Origin of the sequence: Vibrio minamisatsumaniensis (assembly GCF_050337445.1) — a bacterium.
GTDB lineage: Bacteria > Pseudomonadota > Gammaproteobacteria > Enterobacterales > Vibrionaceae > Vibrio > Vibrio artabrorum.
The window spans coordinates 18384-34796 of the sequence record NZ_JAKJSY010000052.1; the positions used below are offsets into that span (position 1 = coordinate 18384).

Sequence of the window (16413 nt, forward strand, 5' to 3'; positions counted from 1 at the left end):
GGAAGGAAATATGTTTAGCGTCCCATTGAATAGTTTTGTGCATCGTGTCAGTGATAAAAGTCAACTGATGGCAAGTGCTGCGGAATGTGGATGTCAGTTGAAACGAGTTCGCCGTTCACGTAATTGGTTACTGGTCGCTCAAGAACATCAACTCATTGAATTTAAAACGATGTTAACTCATGAGAAAGATGGTTGGATAGTCATTGCAATCGACAAAGTCCTGCCGAAACCTGTGGTGTGTTTGGCATCTCTGTTGGCCGCGACACCTTCAATGACCGTTGCTCAACTGGTGATGGAATCTGGATGTTCAATGGCAGAAGCAAGACGTGCTATTGATGAACACGAAGGACTGTAGGCGTATTCGAACCGTGTAAAAAGAGAATCGCGATCAGCAAAAAGCCCGTAACGATATTGCGCTGGAAAACGTCATATCGTTACGGGCTTTATCATCTGTGCTGCTAAACCATACGGCTTATAAAGTGTTTACTCGATTAAGAGTTAGCCACTTTTACACGAATCGTGTTTTTGCCAAGCTTAGTCATGTTCAGCTTGTTGAGTGCCGCTTTAGCTTCTTCGTGCTCTGGCATTTCAACAAAAGCAAAGCCTTTAGATTCGCCAGTTTCTTGGTCTAAAACTAGGCTGCACTCTTTTACTGAGCCGAACTCAGAAAATAGCACACGGATGTCTTGCTCAGATGTAGAGCGCGATAGGTTACGAACGAGAAGTTTCATAATAAACCTTGAATATGAATGTACGCTGGGCATTGTCGCACATTTTTGTGCCCACCCTGGCATAATAATTTGAGATCACGCTTGCTTGGTTTTACTACGCAGAGCCCGCGCTTTTGAGTCATCAGACGTGGTTATTCGTCGTCGAACTGTTTGATCGTGAATGCGTCTTCGATTCGGTTAAGCTCTTCTTGTTCTTTCACTCGCTTCTCTTCTTGCAGAGTCGCTCTCGTTTCGTTGAAACGTTTTTTCTCTGACTTAGTCAGGAATTTTACAGTTTTTTTGTTGGTCAGTGCGTAAGCAACTACGTCTTCACCCTTTTCTCTGCGGTCGTTTACGCGTTGTGAGAAACGTTCATTGTCGCGAGCTTTACGCTCCGCTGAGGTCAACTTGCTCATGCTTTAAAGCCTTTTCAATTATTCATGGTAGGGAATCTACGCTTAGCGAAACAAATAGGGACTGCTTAGTGTCAGTCTCGCCCATTTGTATGCTGGTGGCGCATCTTAGCACAGTGGCTTGAGCATGCAGATATGTGATTTGAGAGATTCAATAAAACAGCCCACAATTTTCGTTGTGAGCTGTTTGGTTGTGTACTGCGGCTATCATGTTGAAACTGAGAGTCAGAAACAGCAGTTAAATCAAATCTTCTCGATGTATAAAATGATCTCTCCGACTTTAAAGCCGAACTTGGACATCTCTGTCTTGTTAAACAGTCGTTTATCGTCCATCAAAAACATCCAATCATCTAAAACGACGTCATAGGTACTGCCATCCACTTCTATTTCAAGGTTATATTTCCAATAAAGCGCAGAGCCTTTCGTTTCACCATAAGCGGTGCCGATCACGTCGTTAGCCGTGCCGGAATAGGTATTATCCCCTGTTTTAATGAGGTTCCATACACGGGTAGAACGCTCGCCATCAGCAAAGGAAAACCATTCCTTGATTTGTCCGTTATCCCCCTCCCAAGTGGCGATAAGCTTAGCATCAAAGCGGCGCAGTAGGTTACCAGAGCGGTCGAGCACCATGCCATAGGCCATTAGCTCGCCGTTAAAAAAGGTTTCAAGCTTGAGTTCAGGCGTGGTGTCGACATGGTCTTCTAAACTTGCTGATCCACAGCCTACTAGCCAAGTGAGTGAAAAAAGTGCCAGAGCGAATTTTATTATTGTTGTTTTTGGATTCATTTGTTCAAACCTAACAGTTGTTTACGAAGACTGGGTTCAGAGGTATTTTCTGATAGCCAAATCGCTAGAAAGGCTTCTCCGAATTGTTTGTCTTGGATAGTGCCGATCGGTCGTTCATCGAAATAAAAACGACTTACGTTATCTTCAGCGATACGGATTGTGAGTGTGCTTCCTGCTTCAACGTTTGGCCACATTTCGTAGAGCGGTTTCAACCAGCGTTGAATGTTGTTGTTAGAGTAGCCAAGCTTGTTCCATTGATCTTCGGTCGCGTCTACGAGGTCTTTGCTATCGATAGAGCGGTAGTATTCAAGCTTTAAGGCTCGTTCAGAGTTGGTTGGTGTCGCGTAGAATTCTGCAGAGTAGAGCGTCCAAAACAGGTAACTCATTTCACCCTGCCCACGTTTGCTTAAATCATCGACAACAGAGGCTTTGGTGTTTCCGGTAAAGAGCAGCGCAGCAAAAAATAACGAGAGAGTGATAAAGCTTAACAGTGTGTTTTTTGTTTGCTGATGAGTGCGAACAACACCGCTCTCAGGTTTGAACGTTTGTCTCGGGTTGCGTGGATAAGCCATAAGTCACCTCGTTATTGCCATTTTAGGTTGTACTAAGTTGGAGTAGGCGGCCACCAGTAAGGGCAACAAAATCCCCCAACTTATTGCAAGGGCAGCGACTACCGATGCATCAGGCCAAGTCGTAAGAAGGGCGCCCGCTTTGATGCCCCCCCCCAATAACTACTAGTACCTGCTACGAACCCAATGACAAACAAGATCACTTTCGAGCATTTTAAAAGCCAATTGAGGCTGTGATTGAAACTGATTAAAAACATGATCCAAAGACATATTAGCCAAACCGGGAACCACGATTGGTTGGCGATCTCAGAATCGGCGGCAAAGATACCGAAGTGAAGCATGAGGCTATCTAGTAATAGCCCCAGCGGTAATAAATACAGTACTTTCAAGTCGTGACTGCGAGTTGGAGAGAGAAGAAAATGAACCACCACGATCAGTGGGGTAATGAACGAGGCTTGTGCGGTAAAGAATGCACTGCAAACCCAGGTCGCTTGAAACAGAACGAGATTAATAATCCAAAACCGTTTCATCTTTTGCTCCAAAGTAACGAGGTTTTCTAGCAACTAAGTGATGAGTGCTGATCACGCGCTCTTTGAATGCGCCTTCGCAGTAGCAGAAGTAGAAGACCCACAAGCGCTTAAACTCTTCTGAATAGCCGAGAGACTCTAACTCTTCCCAACTATTTTCAAAGGCGATGTTCCAATCATTCAGCGTTCGAGCGTAGTGCAGGCCAATATCATCAATTTCTTGAACCACGAGGTCGGTGCTAGTCGCAAGGTGTTGGGTCATCACGGAAACCGACGGTAAACAGCCGCCAGGGAAGATGTATTTCTGAATAAAGTCGATGCCTTTACGGTATTTGTCGTAACGGCTGTCGGCAATAGTAATCGCTTGAATCAGCATCTTGCCTGATGGTTTCAACAGTGAAGAACATTTCTCAAAGAAGGTTTGGAGATATTCATGGCCGACCGCTTCTATCATCTCGATAGAGACTAACTTGTCATACTCACCCGTGAGGTTGCGATAATCCTCTTTAAGTAGGGTGATTTTGTCGGTTAAACCAAGCGCTTTGACTTTTTGTTCCGCAAGCTCGTGCTGAGCATCTGAAATGGTGGTTGTGGTGACATGACAACCGTAGTGTTGTGCCATGAAGATGGCTAAGCCACCCCAGCCGGTGCCTATCTCGACCACGCTATCGTTCTCCGAAAGCTCTAATCGCTCACAGATGGTTTTCATTTTGTTTTGTTGAGCCTTCGACAAGGTTTCTGCATCTTCGCTGTAGATAGCGGAAGAATACTGCATTGAGCTATCGAGGAAGCGCTCATAGAGTTCATTACCAATGTCGTAGTGAGCAAGAATATTTCGCTTAGAGCCTTGTTCGGTGTTGGCATTCTTACGACGAAGCAAGAGGTTTTTGATGCGAGAAATCCACTGTGTTTTGTCATCAAGCTCATCCAATTGGGCTTGGTTACGAGCCATGATTTGAATCACACGTGTAAGATTTGGACTGGTCCATTTACCATCAATGTAGGCTTCGGAAGCCCCAATACTGCCATTGATGACCACATCTCTAAAAAAGGTCGCATCATGAATCACGATTCGACCTTTCAAGTCTGCGTCTCGATCGCCGAACACCGAATGCTGGTCGCGCTCAATGATTTCAAGCGTTGCGAATTGCAGGCTTTCTAACACCTTAAAGATTAAAGCTCGATATTTACAGTTGCTTGAAACAGCAACGGCTTTAGCTTGTTGTTCAATGTTGTTGTTTTGTTTGGCAAGCTGTTCCATGTAAACCTCGCTGATAACTCATTCTAATATTTTGTGCCAACTAAGCTGAGTTCTGCTCCTTGGTTGGAGCGAATCCACGCTAGAATTGATTTCTGTTTTAAGCGCTTAAGATGTTGAGTCTGGATGCGCCACAAACGGTACTTTTTTCAGGAATAATTTGAGCGCCTGATAATAAATTCCCATCACGACTTTTATCGTCATCGCCGGAATCTTGAATACCGTTCGTCTAATGTTTGTCTTGGTTACTGACTGTTTAGTCAGAGCCAGTGTCGCATCGAAAAGCTTGTCGTCTCGGCGGCTTTCGATGTGGACTAACGTGCGCTTCGCTGGTGGCTTAATCGTCCAAAAATAGGTCATATTCAAATCCATGAACGGCGAAACGTGAAACTCTTTTTTTACCTTCAATTCTTGGTGCATGTCGATCAGATAGTAGTGTCTTTCTCGCCAAGGCGTGTTACTCACTTCAGCCAACATGTACTTACAATCTCCAGTTTCGTCGTAACAGAAGAAACAGTTGATTGGGCTGAAATAGATGCCTAAACAGCGGCACTGAGCCAGCATCGTCACACGGTTTGAATCCGACCAAACCCCACCAAGTTGTTGCACTTTGGAAGCTATACGTTGCTTGAGGGATTTTGGTTCATCTGTGGTGACATTTTCTTTTTTTTCAGCGAGATAATCCGATTCCACAAAGCGAATCGGGTTGAACCATCGAGTTCCGAACAGCGCACTACGCGCGGTAGTTTGGGGCAGCTCATCAAGATCGAGTCCCATCATATACAGTTGATAGCTGAACTCATGGGTGATGTCGCCAAAGCGGCGATGTCTGACGTTACCCCAATAGATACCGCTGAGTTCTTCACTCTTTTCGGATGCAATCCCGATTTCGGGTTTCAGGGTTTGACTGTTCATAGCGCTGAACTCGTACTCAGATCTAAACCGAAGCGTTTGGTCACATCGAGTGCACTGTGGACACCGTCTTCATGAAATCCGTTATACCAATAAGCACCGACAAAGTGCGTCTGGTTTTTACCACAGATCTGCTCACGCTTATGTTGCGCTTCGACCGTGTTCGAGTTAAGTACCGGGTGGTGATAGACAAAGCTGCGAATGATTTTTTCAGGGGCGATGGCTTCGCTTTGATTCAAGGTGACACAGAAGGTGTCTTGGCTTTCTATGCCTTGTAGGATGTTCATGTTGTAAGTCACACAAGCGGGTCGTTGACTGTTTCCATCTAACATATAGTTCCAGCTTGCCCATGCCAGCTTTCTGTCGGGTAACAAGCGAGTATCGGTGTGCAGAACCACTTCATTGCGGCTGTATGGAATCTCGCCCAGTACCTGTTGCTCTTGTTCTGTCGCATCACCAAGCAGACGTAAGGCTTGGTCTGAGTGGCAAGCAAAGATTACTTCGTCGAAGTCTTGTGTGCTGCCATCTTCAAATTCAATCGTGACACTCGTTTCTTGGCGAGTCACTTGTTTAATCGATGTATTGAGTGCAACAGGTTTGTTTAAGCGTGAAAGGATGATTTCAACATAAGAACGCGATCCTTTTGGGATCACATACCACTGAGGACGGTTCGCGATATCGAGCAATCCATGGTTGTAGAAAAACTGGATGAAGAACTTGAGCTCAAACTCTTCCATCTCTTCCAAGCTTGTCGACCAAATAGCCGCGCCCATCGGCAGGATGTAATGTTGACTGAAAAAATCGGAAAACTGGTTGTCGCGTAGGAAGTGGCCCAAGGTAACATCCGGTGTGAACTCATTGCTTTCGAACTGCGCTTTACAGAGTTTGTTGAACTTAAGAATATCAGACACTAAAGACCAAAACTGAGGTTTGAAGAGGTTACGCCTCTGCGCGAATAACGAATTAATGCTGTGGCCGTTGTATTCAAACTTGGTCGTCGTATTGTGGACGCTGAAGCTCATCTCTGTCGGTTGCCTTTCAACACCGAGTTGTTCCAGAAGCTGGTTGAAGTTTGGGTAGGTTCGATCGTTGAATACGATGAAACCGGTATCGATTGAAAACGCCGAGCCTTGATGTTCAATATCAACGGTTGCTGTGTGTCCCCCCACGTAATCATTCTTTTCAAATACTGTTACGTCGTGGTGTTTATCTAATATATGTGCGCAAGTCAGTCCAGAAATGCCTGAACCTATAATGGCGATTTTCTTCATTGTTATACCATCCTTGAAGCAAGTTTTTGCCAAACTGAAGTTGGAAGCATTCTTAATAGCTTCATCAACATAATGAATCGTCTTGGGAAATCGATTTCACTCTTTCCTTGAGCGATACCATTGACGATTCGCTGAGTTGCAGCCTCACTACTAATAATCATAGGCATAGAGAACGTATTTCGCTCGGTTAATGGCGTTTCAACAAAGCCAGGGTGCACAATTGAGACATGAATATTGTGCGTTGCCAGATCAACCGAAAGAGTTCTGCCTAAGTAGGTAAGGGCTGCCTTTGAAGCGCCATAAGCTTCGGCTCTAGGTAAAGGTAAAAAGCTGGCGCTCGAGCTGACTAAGACTAATCGACCGCCGGGCTTGATGTTCTTAAGCCAAGACTTAAGCGCGTAGCCAATGGAAACTAGGTTGATGTTGATGACGCGCTCGAAAAGCTCGGCATCAAAATTCAATGGGTCGTCGATGTATTCACAATCACCGGCATTTAAAATCAGCAGATCGAGCGGTTTGTCTTGGTCGAGTTCTGGGAAATTGTGGTAATCGGTCAGATCGAAACAGAGCGGCGTAATGGATGAATGCGCGATGTCTGTTTCATGAGAATCAACCAAGGCTTGTAGCTTGTCTGGGTTACGGCCACAAGCAATCACCTGATGCCCTTGCTGAGCGTAATCTTTAGCTAAGGATTGGCCGATACCTGAGGTCGCGCCTGTGATCATAATACGCATTATCGACTCGCTCTCTTTTTGATGGATTTTATCGCACAACCTAACACTGGAATGTGTTCGTACAGCATCGCACCGACGTCGAGGTAATCTCTATGGTAGACCACTTGATCGTCGAGCATTTTTAAATGGCTATGCCCTTGCACTTCGATTGGCTTTTGGCCATTCAGCTGCTTGTGAGAAAACTGCATAGTCCAGTATACCGATGCCTCGTTATTCGTTTGAAAGGCGTGTTCAATATGAAAGTGACAGCTGGTTACTTGGGTATAAATATTGTCAAAGTAATGGGTTAAGGCATCAATGCCGCTGACGTGATGCAGCGGATCTTGGAATTCAATATCAGGGTGATAAACCGTTTTAAGCACGTCAAAATTGTCGGTTCCGAGTGCTCGATACAGGTTGAGAAAGTTATCAAGCCAGAGAGAGTTATCCATAATATTCACTCTAATTATTTGAAGAAGGCTAAGGCTCTCAATCGTGCTTCTTTGTGCTCAACGATGGGTTGCCAGTATTCGCTGTCTATTCCGTTTTTAGCGATATAGTCATGTGGAAAGTGCACATGCTTATCCGGGATTTTTTGCAGCTCTGGTATGTACTTACGAATAAAAATGCCTTTTGGATCAAACTTTTCACTCTGGGTGATTGGATTGAAAATTCGGAAGTAAGGTTGAGCATCACAGCCAGTACTTGAAGCCCACTGCCAGCCACCATTGTTGGCACTAAAGTCACCGTCGATAAGGTGCGACATAAAGAAACGTTCACCCCAACGCCAGTCAATAAGCAGATGCTTGGTTAGGAAGCTTGCCACGACCATTCTTAGCCGGTTGTGCATCCAACCCGTTTCAACCAGTTGACGCATTGCTGCATCAACCAATGGATAGCCGGTTTTTCCTTCGCACCAAGCTTTGAAGCTAGGATGATCGTGATACCAATCTAAACCATTGTATTTTTGCTGAAAGTTCGCCCCTTTAACCAGTTTAGGATGGTGGAACATCAAATGCTTATAAAAATCTCGCCAAATCAATTCATTGAGCCAACAAAAGGCCGGTAATTGCGTATCAAATAACAGATCGGGTTGTTGCTGAATCAATTGAATTGCTAACCAACGCGGGCTCACTGCGCCAATCGCTAAATAAGGCGATAGCCCTGATGTTCCTTTAACTGAGGGTATATCTCTCAGACGCGCGTAGTCATTGACTTTATAGCTTAAGAAGTTGGGGATCACATTGCCTAATACATCTTGGCTTAATGGCCAGCGACTTGAATCAACACGAGGAAAATCGAAATCGTAGTCAGCGGAGAGGGTTAAGGCTTTTAAGTTGTCAGGAAGCTGTGCTTGTGAACGCTGAGTTTGTTGAAGCTTAACGGGCACAACAGGAGCAGGGCTGCAGATGATGCCTTTCACCTGAACTTCTTTTAGCCACGCGTTCTTAAAGGGCGTAAAGACTTTGAACATTTCGCCTTGTTTGTTGAGAACACTACCGAGTGGCAGCATAACGTCACAATTGCTGATCTTCAGGTTTAGGCCGCTTGAAATCAACTTATGATCGCGAGCTTGTTCATCAACCTCAGGCTCTGAGTTTGCGTAAACACACTGAGCACCGATCTGTTTGTAAAGGTGAGTCAACTTCTCGGATTGGTCATTAAAGTCGGTCGCTTTCAGGTGCAGTAGGGTAATCCCAAATGCAGCGAGCTGCTGTTCAAGTTGTGTTAAATGACGATAGATGAAATCGGCTTTTATTGGTGCAAGATGATGTTGCCGCCATTGTTGCGGAGTGGAAATAAAAACGGCGATTGTAACGCCGTTTTCAACAGCCGCGACGAGCGCTGGATTATCGTGGATTCGCAGGTCTCGTCTTATCCATAAAATATCGTTCAATAGCCATATCTCAGTTTAAGCTCTTGTGGATGAGGGTTGAGGTAAACCTGTGACTCTAGATACTCGTTTGGGTACTCCATCAAGTAGTGATTAATGAGCGTTAAGGGAACCAATAATGGGACAACCCCTTCTCTAAATGAGGCGATCTGGTTGGTAAGCTCTTGTTTGTGGGCGCTACTCAACTGTTTCTTAAAGTAACCTTGTAAATGATGCAATGTGTTGGCGTGGCTACCGCGATTCGCATGGTGGGACAAGGCCGTCATCAAGCCTTCGATGTATTGGTTTGCTAATTCATCAATTTCAAGTTCGTTGCCAGCGAGTAGTTTACCTAAGTTCTTGTAGCCCTCAACGTGGTGACACATCACCAAATACTTGTGAGCACTGTGGAATTGAATCAGTTTATGTTTGGTCACGCCCTCGTCGATCAGATCGAGCCATTTTTGGTAGGTAAAGACTCGGGTCATGAAATTTTCGCGCAAAATAGGGTCGTTGAGGCGACCATTTTCCTCAACCGGCAACAAAGGGTTGGCGCTCATAATTTGTTGAGTGAACATGCCAACACCAGTTGATTCCGAGCCACGACCATGGTGGTGGTAAACCTTTACGCGTTCCATACCGCAGGTAGGACTTTTTTGACAAACAATGAAGCCAGCGATGTGCGGATTCGTCTTGGCGTAGTTTTGTCCAAACTCGATCAGTTCGTCAGTCACATCGCCGGAACCATCTGGTCGAGATACATGGATGATGTCGTCTAACATCCTGGTTTGGCGAATGGTTGGGCGAGGTGTTGGGAGGCCGATGGCCATTTCTGGACATACGGGCTCTAACTCGACGTAATCGGCAAGATCGTCTGTACAAAAGCGTGAGCGCTTATGACCTGTATCGAAACGTACTTTATGTCCTGCCACACACGCGCTGATGCCGATTTTAATTTTATTTACCATTGCTCACTCCTTTGCTCTCGCTTTGAGTTATTTTCTGTATTACAACGTTACCCACTGTGTTTACAGAGCCGAGTGTGTTTTAAAGCTCACCATCGTTAATATTCTAAATAACAAGCCTCAACGATTTACAGGATGACTTCATGTCATCCTGTATATTTATAGGGTGCAACTGAGTTAATAGATATATTTCCCTAATGGATTGAATAGTTGACTCATTCCTTTTGTGAAGTAAAGCGCATCACTCGAAACCGTTAAACATACGCAGCCTTCTTTCGTCGATGGTTGATGCGTGTGCTTTCCATCTAACCAAATGAAATCGCCTTTGTTATAAACGCCCATTTCGTCTTCGAAGCTGCCTTCTAAAAGCAGTGTGATCTCGAAGCCTTTGTGGGTATGACAAGGGATTTGTCCATCTTTGCCGATATGCAGCAAACTGGTGTGGTGGGTTTCGTCATCAAAATCGAGTCTTGATCGAGAAATCTTCCCTAAATTCACCCAATCTTTTCTCGCGACGGAATGCAGGGCGCGAGGGACAGTGAATGTCGTGTCTGCAATGGTCACTTTCTTAACTTCAGGCGCTATCTCGATTGACCGAGACGTATCAGCCGTAATTTTGTCGATCGCGTCCAAGTCAAACTCGATGTTTTCAAACAGGCCATTGTTTAAGGTCGGATCGTCATCGGACAGTAAATGTTCTTCAAAGAAAGCATCATCAATGGTTTGGTCTTCGTTAAAAACGACATTGGCTGCTTGGAGGGTTAATTGATCCACGTGTTGCTGACAATGTTCACACAGTTCGATGTGACTGGAGACTATTAGAGAGACAGAATCAGCAAGTGTGCCCTCGACGAAGCCTTTTAACATTGTCGCGTTTGGGTGATGTTTAATCATGGCTTTGTTCCCCCATGTGAACCTTGAGTTTAGCTAAAGCGAGTCTTAGTCGCGATTTTACGGTTCCAAGTGGAACGCCGAGTTGTTGTGCGAGCTGTTCTTGAGAGAGCTCTTGAAAATACACACCTTTGACGATGGTTTTCTGAGCCAATGGAAGCTTCTCTATTTGAGTCATTACGTGACGACTCATTAAATGATCACCAAAAGGTAACTCTTCATTCTGAGTTTCAGCGACCATCGCGTCGATTGGCCAAATATCATCGGCGATCGTTTGTTCTGCTTTTGCTTTCACCTTACGTAGCATGTCGAAGGCGGCATTTCGCATCACAGTGTAAACCCAAGTTGTTGCGGCGCCTTTCTCTTGGTTGTAGAGGTGCGCTTTCTTCCAGACATTGGTCATGGTGTCCTGGACGAGCTCATTCGCCGCCGCTTCTCCGCCGAGCTTATTAATACCAAAACGTTTTATCTTCGGCGCAAAGAATTTGAACAAGTAGGTAAAGGCCTGCTTGTCTCGGTCCGTACCCACCAAAATCAGCCAGCTAGAGAGCTCTTTGGGCACTTTTGAGTCCGTTGGTAATTTGTTGTCAGGGATAATGACGTGCTCCTTGCCGCTCCCTACACTTCTGCTTTCCACTTGCATAGCCAATCACCATTGTTTGAATTTGACTGGCATTACGTGAGCAATGAGGCGAGGGATCACTTTTCATTAAAATAGTTTCTACTATACAAAACTATAGTGAATAAAAGTGTTTATTGCCCCGTAATTATTTGATTCAAAAAAGGAACTAAAGATGGAAAGCTGGTCGGCTTCGTAAATTCTGTTTTCTTTTCCAGAGGGATAGGCATCATTTCTAGCAACCTAGCGCATATCCATTGTGAGTTCTCAAAGTTCGGTGTTGGGTAGAGCTTCCTGATTGCGTCGTGATCACGAAACAGTTGCACTAAGAACGCCGCGAATACTTTCGGGACTTTGTAGTGAAGTTGTGGCCAGTGAGGCTGTGCGCTGAAGCTACTTTTTATCAGCCCATCCTGCGATCGGTATGATGAATGAAGTTGGACAAGCTCTTGGCCTTCGACGTCGATTTCCAAAATGTGATCATCAGCCATGTTGAAATCGACAATAGAGACTTTTGTTCCCCAATCACTGAGTTGTTCTGAGCGAGTATTGTGCTGAGTGGCAAGGATGAAGCCCTCTCCTTGTGCGGCATTCGCGACCATAGCAAGGTATTTGGGTTCAAAAATTCTCAGTCTTTGTCGGCCTCCGGGTAACAGGAAAATAGGAAGGGGAAACACGGCGAGTTCATGAGAAGACGCGATGGGTGTTCCTGATTCGGTTTTCGTCCATGTGCACTTCCGAGGTGAGTTCGACACATAGCCCTCCTTAATTTAAATGTGATTTGAACAGATATACGGGCAATTTTTGAGGTTCGATCAACTTGCTGCCCTGGTTGTTTCGCTGATGTGTATCGAGATAAAAAAAATAGGGATAGGTATTTTGTTGCACCTGTTCATAAATTCATTGTTTTTACCTTTTCTCATGCGCTTCATTAGGTAATATATCTACAAATAGTAAGCGAATGGGTCGTCGCCAAAGGGGGCTTCTATTCGACGTTTTTCTATAGTTAACATCGCATCAAAGGAATGGTCATGATTGTTATTTATGGTATCAAAGAGTGCTTGAATCCTATTAAGTTGCTGCTCTCTAATGTGTTGCAGCAGTGCTTAAACAGTGAGTTGGGTTTGCCTGATGATAAACGAGCACATCGATTTGTGCCGTTGGAAAGAGATGATTTCTTTTACCCAGAAGGAAGAACAGACGCTTATACTGTCATTGAGATCAATATGATGGAAGGTCGAGCGGTGAATACCAAAAAACGGCTAATAAAAAAAATATTTTCTGAAATAGAAAAGCAGTTGGCTATCTCTCCCATTGATATTGAAATCACCATTAAAGAGCAACCATCGCACTGTTGGGGGTTCCGAGGCATGACGGGTGATGAGGCTCAAGACCTCAAGTATAAAGTGAAAGTTTAAGATGACAGGCTAAGAATTTCTAATGGTCATTTGCCCATGGTTTCTGCGGTGTATTTTATTCGTTAATGGTTGAGATAACCCATTCCGTTTATGTTTCATTCTATCGGCTATCTGTCAGATAAATTTCGGTTCGGGTAAAGCCTTGTGCTATACTCCGCGCCCCCATCCGAATTGGCTTGTTTAATCTTAGGAAATTATTATGAGTGTTAAAAACGAACTTCAACAAATTAACAACCGTCTAGACAAGTGTCGCAACAAGTTAGCGGCTGCTAAAACTCGTAATGATCGTCCTGTTGTTCGTCAATTTGAAGATGAGATTAAGAAGCTAACCAAAAAAATTGCCCAGCTTAAACACAAACAAAGCTTTGATGTAAATCAAGAGCGTAAATCTCTGATTGATATGCCGTTTAGCCGTGAAATCACAAAAGCAGAGCAAGCGGATATGGGTAAATTGAAAAAGTCTGTAAAAGGATTAGTGATTGTTCACCCAATGACGAAAATTGGTAAAGAACTTCGTATTGAAGTGATGACAGGGTATGCCCCGAAAAAATTCTAATTACCAGCGATGGTAATAAAAAGGAGCTAGCAATAGCTCCTTTTTGCTTTTTTAGGTTTTCAGAAAGAGATTGATCAACCGTGTTACTGCTGTCGGTTTATGTGTTTAGGAGATAGATGGTAGTCACAAAACTGTCGTTTTCTCTTAAAAGTTAACGTACCACTAACATGATACGAAGTGATCGCAGTAATGTGTTGGTTTTCTCATCGACAATTTCTCACCCCTTTCCATAGTTACAGGTAGATCAGCACACATAATTACAGACAAAACCAGACTCATTAGGGACGATGAGCATGTAAAAAAATAGAGGTTATATGAATCAATTAATTTCAATAGGGCCACTAGAATCTTTCTTAATCGCGATTAGCGTTTTGTTTCTAGGTCATTTTGTCAATGCAAAGCTACCGGTTCTTAAAAAGTACAATATCCCTGAACCGATCGTCGGCGGCTTAATTGTCGCTTTTGCTATTACCGCTCTGCATTTTAACGGCGTTGATCTAGCGTTTTCGTTACCATTGCAGAACACGTTTATGTTGATGTTCTTTGCGACTGTTGGCTTGGCGGCTAACTATACTCAATTGCTAAAGGGCGGCGCAAAGGTGTTTTTGTTTTTAGGGGTCGCTTCGGTTTACATCATTATTCAGAATGGTGTCGGTGTGACACTGGCCACGGCTCTTGGTCTTGACCCTCTGATGGGGTTGATTGCTGGGTCTATCACGTTATCCGGCGGTCACGGCACTGGTGCTGCATGGTCACAAACGTTTACTGACACATTTGGCATTGCTAATACTCTCGAAATTGCAATGGCTTCAGCCACTTTCGGCTTGATTATTGGCGGCATCATCGGCAGCCCTGTGGCTCAAAAGCTGATTGATAAGAACAACCTTGAATCTGAATACGGCACTGGCACACAAACGCATGAACGTTTTCCTGAGCTCGTGACTTACAATGAATATGAAGAAGATAAAGTGACGGCGAAGAAGGTCATTGAAGTCTTGTTTATCTTACTTATCTGTGTCACCGGTGCAAAATACCTAGAGCAGTGGGTCGCGACTTTTGAAATATCTTGGTTAATGATACCTGACTTTGTTTACGCTCTTTTTATTGGGGTATTCATTACGAATGTTTTTGAAGTGACTAAACTGCATAAAATCGACAGCGAAACGGTCGATATCCTTGGTACTGTGTCGTTATCATTATTCTTGGCAATGGCGTTAATGAGCCTGAAATTATGGAATATCTTTGATCTCGCGATTCCGTTTTTAGTGATTCTTGGTATTCAGTCTGTGGTGTTAGGTCTCTTCTCTTATTTTGTTACCTTTAAAGTGATGGGGTCTAACTACGATGCGGCGGTAATGGTAGGGGGGCACTGTGGCTTTGGCTTAGGTGCAACACCAACAGCAGTAATGAACATGGGATCTTTAGTTAACCGATATGGCCCCTCACCGCAGGCCTTTATGGTTGTGCCAATTGTGGGTGCATTCTTCATTGATATTGTTAACCTGAYTATCCTACAAGGGTATATTTCGTTTATCGGTTAATTTTAAATAAACCAATACCGATTTTTAAAGCCAGTCAAAAATTGACTGGCTTTTCTATTTATCTGTGGTCGGCAGGTTTTAAGGTATGGTTTGTGACGTGATACCGCAATCATAAGGGGTGTAATGAAAAAGCATCTCCCTCATGAATATGGGTTAATGCTATTATCCGACGGTACTTCTTAACCATTGATTAAGCTTATGTTGGCACTTTTATGCAGTTAAATGAGACTATTGCTCGACAAATCGTTGAGCGAACGATGAAAATTATTTCGTACTCCATCAATGTTATGGATGAGAGAGGGAGAATTATCGGCTCGGGAGATCCCTCTCGCTTGCATCAAAAGCATGAAGGAGCAGTCTTAGCGATTAACGAAAAGCGAATTGTCGAAATTGATACTGGAACCGCTGAAAATTTGAAAGGGGTAAAACCAGGAATAAATTTACCGATCCTTTATCAAGATGAGGTGATCGGTGTGGTTGGTATTTCTGGGTTTCCTGAACAAGTTCGGAGCTATGGTGAATTGGTTAAGATGACCGCTGAACTCATCATTGAACAAGCCTCCCTCATGTCACAGATTCAATGGGATAAGCGTCATCGAGAAGAACTGGTTTTGCAGCTGATTAAGGGCGGGGCATTAAATGAAGATCAACTGACGGATATTGCCGATCGACTTCAATTAGATCTTACCCAGCCAAGAGTTGCAACAGTTGTTCAAATCATTCCTGAACGAAAAACTGCTTTGTCTTTAGAAAGCTTGCAAGAATTGGTGCACTTACTTGAATACCCTCAGCGCGATAATTTGGTCGGTATCATCTCTGTTTCACAGCGCAAGGTGGTGGTTTTAAAACCGATAACTCTTACGGCGACAGGTTGGTCTAAAGAGTTAGAAATAAAGCGGATAAACAAGCTGCTTCGCCGTGTAAAAAAGCAAGGTAAGTTTACTATTCGTATTGCTGTGGGGGATTATTTCCCGTCATTGCCTGGGCTCGCTACCTCATACCAAACGGCAAAACTGACCATGGAACTGACGAAAGACAGAATAGGCCAAGTCTTTTTTTATGAAGATTATAAATTGCCGGTACTACTCAGTAATGTGAAAAATGAGCAATGGCGATATCAACAGCTTTCAGCGCCGTATCAAAAACTGTTGCAGAAAGATGATAAAGGCACACTGGCGAAAACCCTTAAGGTGTATTTCGAACAAAACTGTGATTTGCATCAAACTTGCGAGTTACTCCATATTCACCGGAATACACTCCGTTACCGGCTTGAAAAGATATCCAAAGTAACATCCTTAGATATCAATAAGTTAGACTCTATAATTCAACTTTATTTAGGGGGGGCATATACTTAAATTGAACAATGCTATTGTTCAATTGCACAGTAAATA

At 44.0% G+C, this 16413-nt stretch carries 19 protein-coding genes and 1 pseudogene; 5 read left to right on the forward strand and 15 right to left on the reverse strand.

Annotated elements, in window-relative coordinates:
* Positions 1 to 10: 10 nt before the first annotated feature.
* On the forward strand, positions 11 to 355 hold the full coding sequence (locus L4B77_RS12715; RefSeq protein WP_261840441.1) for a ribosome recycling factor family protein: 345 nt from the start codon (positions 11 to 13) through the stop codon (positions 353 to 355).
* Between the two features lie 136 nt (positions 356 to 491).
* On the opposite strand, the gene L4B77_RS12720 is transcribed toward L4B77_RS12715, so the two are convergent.
* The 15 genes and pseudogenes from L4B77_RS12720 to L4B77_RS12790 all read right to left on the reverse strand — a co-directional run bounded on the left by L4B77_RS12720 (position 492) and on the right by L4B77_RS12790 (position 12262).
* Positions 492 to 731, reverse strand: a complete 240-nt coding sequence (locus tag L4B77_RS12720) for an RNA recognition motif domain-containing protein (RefSeq protein WP_261840440.1) — start codon at positions 729 to 731, stop codon at positions 492 to 494.
* Between the two features lie 131 nt (positions 732 to 862).
* Positions 863 to 1126 carry a DNA polymerase III subunit epsilon gene (locus tag L4B77_RS12725; protein WP_429750841.1) on the reverse strand — a complete coding sequence of 88 codons (264 nt, stop codon included), beginning with the start codon at positions 1124 to 1126 and terminating at the stop codon, positions 863 to 865.
* 240 nt (positions 1127 to 1366) lie between these two features.
* The gene (locus L4B77_RS12730; RefSeq protein WP_429750843.1) at positions 1367 to 1909 is read right to left on the reverse strand and encodes a DUF3833 domain-containing protein; all 543 of its coding nucleotides are present in this window, start codon (positions 1907 to 1909) and stop codon (positions 1367 to 1369) included.
* A complete protein-coding gene (locus L4B77_RS12735) occupies positions 1906 to 2481 on the reverse strand; it encodes a chalcone isomerase family protein (protein ID WP_372065253.1) in 576 nt (191 codons plus the stop codon). Before L4B77_RS12735 ends, L4B77_RS12730 begins: the two co-directional genes overlap by 4 nt.
* Positions 2482 to 2484: 3 nt before the next feature.
* A pseudogene (locus L4B77_RS12740) lies at positions 2485 to 3008 on the reverse strand (DUF2878 domain-containing protein).
* Complete coding sequence (locus L4B77_RS12745; RefSeq protein ID WP_429750845.1) at positions 2986 to 4266, reverse strand: class I SAM-dependent methyltransferase; 1281 nt, start codon at positions 4264 to 4266, stop codon at positions 2986 to 2988. The pseudogene L4B77_RS12740 and the gene L4B77_RS12745 overlap by 23 nt, the downstream one beginning before the upstream one ends.
* 105 nt (positions 4267 to 4371) lie before the next feature.
* On the reverse strand, positions 4372 to 5178 hold the full coding sequence (locus L4B77_RS12750; protein ID WP_261840435.1) for a DUF1365 domain-containing protein: 807 nt from the start codon (positions 5176 to 5178) through the stop codon (positions 4372 to 4374).
* A complete protein-coding gene (locus L4B77_RS12755; protein WP_429750847.1) occupies positions 5175 to 6446 on the reverse strand; it encodes an NAD(P)/FAD-dependent oxidoreductase in 1272 nt (423 codons plus the stop codon). The genes L4B77_RS12750 and L4B77_RS12755 overlap by 4 nt, the downstream gene beginning before the upstream one ends.
* 2 nt (positions 6447 to 6448) lie before the next feature.
* Complete coding sequence (locus L4B77_RS12760) at positions 6449 to 7180, reverse strand: SDR family NAD(P)-dependent oxidoreductase (protein ID WP_429750849.1); 732 nt, start codon at positions 7178 to 7180, stop codon at positions 6449 to 6451.
* The gene (locus L4B77_RS12765; RefSeq protein WP_429750851.1) at positions 7180 to 7611 is read right to left on the reverse strand and encodes a nuclear transport factor 2 family protein; all 432 of its coding nucleotides are present in this window, start codon (positions 7609 to 7611) and stop codon (positions 7180 to 7182) included. The genes L4B77_RS12760 and L4B77_RS12765 overlap by 1 nt, the downstream gene beginning before the upstream one ends.
* Before the next feature lie 14 nt (positions 7612 to 7625).
* Positions 7626 to 9056 carry a deoxyribodipyrimidine photo-lyase gene (gene phrB, locus L4B77_RS12770; RefSeq protein ID WP_372040400.1) on the reverse strand — a complete coding sequence of 477 codons (1431 nt, stop codon included), beginning with the start codon at positions 9054 to 9056 and terminating at the stop codon, positions 7626 to 7628.
* Positions 9053 to 10000 carry a YbgA family protein gene (locus L4B77_RS12775; RefSeq protein WP_261840430.1) on the reverse strand — a complete coding sequence of 316 codons (948 nt, stop codon included), beginning with the start codon at positions 9998 to 10000 and terminating at the stop codon, positions 9053 to 9055. The genes phrB and L4B77_RS12775 overlap by 4 nt, the downstream gene beginning before the upstream one ends.
* A gap of 174 nt (positions 10001 to 10174) precedes the next feature.
* Positions 10175 to 10891: a ChrR family anti-sigma-E factor gene (locus L4B77_RS12780; RefSeq protein ID WP_429750854.1), complete on the reverse strand. Its 717-nt coding sequence runs from the start codon at positions 10889 to 10891 to the stop codon at positions 10175 to 10177.
* Positions 10884 to 11531 (reverse strand): sigma-70 family RNA polymerase sigma factor, encoded by a 648-nt coding sequence (locus tag L4B77_RS12785; RefSeq protein ID WP_261840428.1) that lies wholly within the window; start codon positions 11529 to 11531, stop codon positions 10884 to 10886. The genes L4B77_RS12780 and L4B77_RS12785 overlap by 8 nt, the downstream gene beginning before the upstream one ends.
* Positions 11532 to 11641: 110 nt before the next feature.
* Positions 11642 to 12262: an LON peptidase substrate-binding domain-containing protein gene (locus L4B77_RS12790; RefSeq protein ID WP_261840427.1), complete on the reverse strand. Its 621-nt coding sequence runs from the start codon at positions 12260 to 12262 to the stop codon at positions 11642 to 11644.
* A gap of 276 nt (positions 12263 to 12538) precedes the next feature.
* Between L4B77_RS12790 and L4B77_RS12795 the strand changes: the two genes are divergently transcribed.
* From L4B77_RS12795 to L4B77_RS12810, 4 genes are all read left to right on the forward strand, one after another.
* A complete protein-coding gene (locus L4B77_RS12795; protein WP_261840426.1) occupies positions 12539 to 12925 on the forward strand; it encodes a tautomerase family protein in 387 nt (128 codons plus the stop codon).
* Between the two features lie 199 nt (positions 12926 to 13124).
* Entirely contained in the window at positions 13125 to 13481 is a 357-nt protein-coding gene (locus L4B77_RS12800) for a YibL family ribosome-associated protein (RefSeq protein ID WP_261840425.1), read from the forward strand.
* A gap of 314 nt (positions 13482 to 13795) precedes the next feature.
* A complete protein-coding gene (gltS, locus tag L4B77_RS12805; protein WP_429750858.1) occupies positions 13796 to 15022 on the forward strand; it encodes a sodium/glutamate symporter in 1227 nt (408 codons plus the stop codon).
* Between the two features lie 212 nt (positions 15023 to 15234).
* Complete coding sequence (locus L4B77_RS12810) at positions 15235 to 16377, forward strand: sugar diacid recognition domain-containing protein (RefSeq protein WP_429750860.1); 1143 nt, start codon at positions 15235 to 15237, stop codon at positions 16375 to 16377.
* Positions 16378 to 16413: the final 36 nt, after the last annotated feature.